Genomic DNA, 4,890 nt, shown 5'->3' with positions numbered 1-4,890 from the left:
ATATTTTAGTTTTTTAAAAATTTCACTATACAAAGCCAAAGAGAAACAAGGAGCTTTCATGAGCCGATTTGAGAAAACCCCCGGCTGGTTGGATTTCCACCCCAACCCGTCCAAACCCAAGCTGGTGCTGCCGCAAGGCGCGGTGGATGCGCACTGTCACGTTTTCGGCCCGGGCGACATGTTCCCCTACGCGCCCGAGCGCAAATACACGCCTTGCGATGCGGGCAAAGACAAGCTGTTTGCCCTGCGCGACCTGCTCGGTTTCGAACGCAACGTGATTGTGCAGGCCACCTGCCACGGTGCGGACAACCGCGCTTTGGTCGATGCGCTGGAAACCGCCGGCAGCAAAGCGCGCGGTGTAGCCACGGTAAAAGCCGACGTCACGCAGGAGGAATTGCAGCGGCTGCACGATGCGGGCGTGCGCGGCGTGCGTTTCAACTTCGTCAAGCGTTTGGTGGACACCGCGCCGGTCGATACCCTTCGTACCATCGCCGACAAAATCGCGCCCTTGGGCTGGCACATCGTGATTTATTTTGAAGCGGCGGACTTGGCGGAATATTACGATTTCTTCACGTCGCTGCCGACCACCGTGGTAGTCGACCACATGGGCCGTCCCGACGTATCGCAACCTGCGCACGGCGGCGAGTTTGAATTATTCGTCAAGCTGATGCGCGAAAACCCGAATTTCTGGAGCAAACTCTCCTGCCCCGAGCGTTTGAGCAACACTGGCCCCAAAGCCTTAAACGGCGAACAGCAGGCCTATACCGACGTGGTGCCGTTTGCCCGCCGCCTGATGCAGGAGTTCCCTGACCGCGTGTTGTTCGGCACCGACTGGCCGCACCCGAACCTGAAAGACCATATGCCGGACGACGGCCTGCTGGTGGATTGGCTGGCGCAGGTGGCGGTTACGCCTGAGGAGCGGCGGAAAATTTTGGTAGACAACCCGATGCGGTTATACTGGCCGGAAGAGGCATAATTCCCACTTTCAGACGGCCTTTTCGGAAAAGGCCGTCTGAAAACACCGACAAAGGAGCAGCAAGATGGCACTCGACAAACCTTACAAAGACATTCCCGGCACGCGCATTTTCGATTCCGAACGCGCCAGCCAGGGCTATCATCTCAACCAGTTCTGCATGTCGCTGATGAAGGCGGAAAACCGCGAACGTTTCAAAGCCGACCAGCGCGCCTATATGGACCAATGGCCGATGACCGAAGAGCAGAAAGACGCAGTTATCGCCCGCGATTTGAACCGCTTGATCGATCTGGGCGGCAATATTTATGTGTTGGCGAAAATCGGCGCCACCGACGGCCTGACCTTCCAGCAAATGGCGGGCAGCATGACCGGCATGAGCGAAGAGGAATACCGTGCGATGATGATGGCCGGCGGCCGCAGCATTGAAGGCAACCGCTACCTGCACGAGCAAAAACCCGAATAAGGCCGTCTGAAAGGAGACATCATGGCAAAAATCACCGCAAGCGTTTACACCTCCCACGTCCCCGCCATCGGCGTGGCCTGGGACTTGAAAAAGCAAGGCGAAGACTACTGGAAGCTGGTCTTCGCAGGCTACGAATACAGCAAAGAATGGCAGAAAGAAAACCGCCCCGACGTAGTCATTCTGGTGTACAACGACCACACCAACAATTTCGACTTCAGCCTCATTCCGACCTTCGCCTTGGGCATGAACCACGAATTCCGACCCAGCGACGAAGGCTGGGGCCCGCGCCCCGTACCGAATGTGGAAGGCGACCAGAAATTCGCCTCGCACCTGGCGCATTCCGTTATCGAACAAGGCTTCGACCTGACCCTGTGCTATGAGATGGAAGTCGACCACGGCCTGACCGTACCGCTGACCGTCATGTTCGGCGACGTCGAAAAATGGCCGGTAAAAGTCATTCCGCTGCATGTAAACGTGGTGCAATACCCCGTGCCCAGCGGCCAACGCTGCTACGACCTCGGCCGCGCCATCAGAAAAGCCGTGGAAAGCTACGACGAAGATTTGAACGTCCACATCTGGGGCACCGGCGGCATGAGCCACCAACTGCAAGGCCCGCGCGCAGGCTTGATCAACAAAGAATGGGACAACCAATTTCTGGACGACCTGATTGCCGACCCGAAAGAGCTGGCGAAAAAACCGCACATCGAATACGTTCGCGAAGCCGGTTCCGAAGGCATCGAACTGGTAATGTGGCTGATTGCCCGCGCCGCCATGTGCGAAGAAGGCGAAGAGCCGGTGGTGAAACACCGCTTCTACCACGTTCCCGCCTCCAACACCGCAGTCGGCCATCTGATTTTGGAAGCACCGAAAAAATAACGCATCAGGCCGTCTGAAAACACAGTCGGAGCGTAAACGCTCCAACCATACATCACACGCCTGCTTTTTCAGACGGCATCGCCCGCCTTAAACGAAACAACCAACCCAAAGGAAACTTCATGAGCAAAACCATCAAAGTCGCCCTCGCCGGTGCCGGCGCATTCGGCGAAAAACACCTTGACGGCATCAAAAACATCCCCGACGTAGAAGTCATCGCCCTCATCGGCCGCGACATGGCCAAAACCCAAACCGTCGCCGACAAATACGGCATCGGCTTTGTCACCGACGACTTGGCCAAAGCCCTCGAACTGCCCAAATTGGACGCCGTGATTTTGTGCACCCCCACCCAAATGCACGCCGCGCAAACCCTGCAATGCCTGAAAGCCGGCAAACACGTCCAAGTAGAAATCCCCCTGGCCGACTCCTGGGCAGACGCCGAAGAAGTGCTGCGCGTACAAAAAGAAACCGGCCTGGTCGCTATGGTCGGCCACACCCGCCGCTTCAACCCCAGCCACCAATGGGTACACAACAAAATCAGCGCAGGCGAATTGAACATCCAACAAATGGACGTACAAACCTATTTCTTCCGCCGCACCAACACCAACGCCAAAGGCGAACCGCGCTCCTGGACCGACCACCTGCTGTGGCACCACGCCGCCCACACCGTGGATCTCTTCCAATACCAAACCGGCAGCAAAGTCGTGAAAGCCAACGCCATCCAAGGCCCGAAACACCCCGTATTGGGCATCGCCATGGACATGTCCATCCAGCTGCAGGCCGAAAACGGCGCCATCTGCACCCTGTCGCTCTCCTTCAACAACGACGGCCCCTTGGGCACCTTCTTCCGCTACATCTGCGACAACGGCACCTACATCGCCCGCTATGACGACCTGGTCAACGGCAAAGAAGAGCCCATCGACGTGAGCAAAGTCGCCGTATCCATGAACGGTATCGAACTGCAAGACCGCGAATTCTTCGCCGCCATCCGCGAAGGCCGCCAACCCAATTCCAGCGTAGAAAGCGTCATCAACTGCTACAAAGTATTGGGCGAATTGGAAAAACAGCTCGAAGGCTGATCATCAACGCACAGGCCGTCTGAAAACCCATACTTTCAGACGGCCTGTATGCTTTACGTGCGTTCGGTATAAGACAAACAGTTGAAAAGCATAGCATCCGTTGAAATTCAGTAATCTGTCCCTTCCCCCCGTCCCTGCGGGGGAAAGTTAGGATGAGGGTAGCCGGCCTAAAATAACCTGTAAATCCCCCCTAACCCTCCCCCGTTAAAGACGGGATAGGGGATAAATCTCTGAAATATAAATAAAATCGCTTATCCCGAACGCACGTTACTTTCTCTCATCCAATCCGTTGAGAAAACCGGCGCAAGCGCAAAACGCAGCCTGCCGCATCACGCCGCATCTTTCCAGTTTCACAAAACATATGCCGTCTGAAAATCAAAGCCGCCGCGCCCGATTTTTCAGACGGCCACCACCAAAGGAATCATCATGTCACCCAACCGCATACTCTGCCAAACCGAAGTCCGCCCCGTCGGCCTCGGCTGCATGAACCTCAGCCACGCCTACGGCACACCGCCCGACGAAGCCGCCGCACTGGCCTTTCTGCAACGCGCCGTCGATTTAGGCTACAACCATTTCGACACCGCCACCCTCTACGGCTTCGGCGCCAACGAAACCCTGGTCGGCAAAGCCCTCAAACCCTACCGCAGCCAAATCCTGCTGGCCAGCAAATGCGGCATGGGCGGCGTCAACGGCAAACGCGTCATCGACGGCCGCCCCGAAACCATCCAACGCCAAGCCGAAGAATCCCTGCGCCGCCTGCAAACCGACGTCATCGACCTTTACTACCTGCACCGCTGGGATAAAAACATCCCCATCGAAGAGAGCATGGGCGCCCTGTCGCGCCTGGTCGAACAAGGCAAAATCCGCACCATCGGCCTCTCCGAAGTATCCGCCGCCACACTGGAAAAAGCCCACGCCGTCCATCCCGTAGCCGCCGTCCAAACCGAATATTCGCTCTGGACACGCAACCCCGAAATCGCCGTATTGCAGAAAACCCGCGAGCTGGGCGCCGCATTCGTCGCCTTCAGCCCCGTCGCCCGAGGCTTTCTCGGCGGCATCCTGCGCGACCCCGCCACACTGGCCGACAACGACATCCGCCGCCCCATGCCGCGCTTCTCCGCCGAAAACTACCCCGCCAACCTGCGCCTGCTCGACAAACTGCAAGACCTCGCACAACAAGCCGGCTGCACCACCGCCCAACTCGGCATCGCCTGGCTGCTCGCCCAAAGCGAACACATCCTGCCCATCCCAGGCACCACCAACCCCGCGCATCTGGCCGACAACTTCGCCGCCGCCGACTTAAACATCAGCGCCGATATCCTGCAGCAGGCCGGACAAATCATCCATCAAGGCAACACCGTCGGCGCACGCTATCCCGCCGCCACCCAAGCCGAAATCGATACCGAAGAGTTTGAGGCTTAAGGGTAAACAGAAAGGCCGTCTGAAAATCTGATTTTCAGACGGCCTTTTTTATAGTCGTTTCAATTTAGATTGAGACAAGG

Annotated in this window: 5 protein-coding genes; all 5 read left to right on the top strand. The window is 57.3% G+C overall.

Annotated elements, in window-relative coordinates; translation table 11 throughout:
• Positions 1 to 58 precede the first annotated feature (58 nt).
• The 5 genes from BDE01S_RS08375 to BDE01S_RS08355 all read left to right on the top strand — a co-directional run bounded on the left by BDE01S_RS08375 (position 59) and on the right by BDE01S_RS08355 (position 4,810).
• Positions 59 to 976, top strand: a complete 918-nt coding sequence (locus BDE01S_RS08375) for an amidohydrolase family protein (RefSeq protein WP_066080105.1) — start codon at positions 59 to 61, stop codon at positions 974 to 976.
• A 64-nt stretch (positions 977 to 1,040) separates the two neighbouring features.
• The gene (gene ligA, locus BDE01S_RS08370) at positions 1,041 to 1,436 is read left to right on the top strand and encodes a protocatechuate 4,5-dioxygenase subunit alpha (protein ID WP_066080103.1); all 396 of its coding nucleotides are present in this window, start codon (positions 1,041 to 1,043) and stop codon (positions 1,434 to 1,436) included.
• A gap of 21 nt (positions 1,437 to 1,457) precedes the next feature.
• Positions 1,458 to 2,312: a class III extradiol dioxygenase subunit beta gene (locus BDE01S_RS08365; protein WP_066080100.1), complete on the top strand. Its 855-nt coding sequence runs from the start codon at positions 1,458 to 1,460 to the stop codon at positions 2,310 to 2,312.
• A gap of 119 nt (positions 2,313 to 2,431) precedes the next feature.
• Positions 2,432 to 3,388 carry a Gfo/Idh/MocA family oxidoreductase gene (locus tag BDE01S_RS08360; RefSeq protein WP_066080097.1) on the top strand — a complete coding sequence of 319 codons (957 nt, stop codon included), beginning with the start codon at positions 2,432 to 2,434 and terminating at the stop codon, positions 3,386 to 3,388.
• A 426-nt stretch (positions 3,389 to 3,814) separates the two neighbouring features.
• Positions 3,815 to 4,810 carry an aldo/keto reductase gene (locus tag BDE01S_RS08355; RefSeq protein WP_066080094.1) on the top strand — a complete coding sequence of 332 codons (996 nt, stop codon included), beginning with the start codon at positions 3,815 to 3,817 and terminating at the stop codon, positions 4,808 to 4,810.
• The last annotated feature ends 80 nt before the right edge of the window (positions 4,811 to 4,890 follow it).

Origin of the sequence: Bergeriella denitrificans NBRC 102155 (assembly GCF_001592185.1) — a bacterium.
Classification (GTDB): domain Bacteria; phylum Pseudomonadota; class Gammaproteobacteria; order Burkholderiales; family Neisseriaceae; genus Neisseria; species Neisseria denitrificans.
The sequence above is the reverse complement of the archived record's forward strand: the minus strand, read 5'-3'. Positions and strand labels throughout refer to the sequence as shown.

Bases quoted from the DNA above. Each gene is read 5' to 3' on its own strand.
- BDE01S_RS08375 (WP_066080105.1), top strand. From the start codon at position 59: ATGAGCCGATTTGAGAAAACCCCCGGCTGGTTGGATTTCCACCCCAAC.
- ligA (WP_066080103.1), top strand. From the start codon at position 1,041: ATGGCACTCGACAAACCTTACAAAGACATTCCCGGCACGCGCATTTTC.
- BDE01S_RS08365 (WP_066080100.1), top strand. From the start codon at position 1,458: ATGGCAAAAATCACCGCAAGCGTTTACACCTCCCACGTCCCCGCCATC.
- BDE01S_RS08360 (WP_066080097.1), top strand. From the start codon at position 2,432: ATGAGCAAAACCATCAAAGTCGCCCTCGCCGGTGCCGGCGCATTCGGC.
- BDE01S_RS08355 (WP_066080094.1), top strand. From the start codon at position 3,815: ATGTCACCCAACCGCATACTCTGCCAAACCGAAGTCCGCCCCGTCGGC.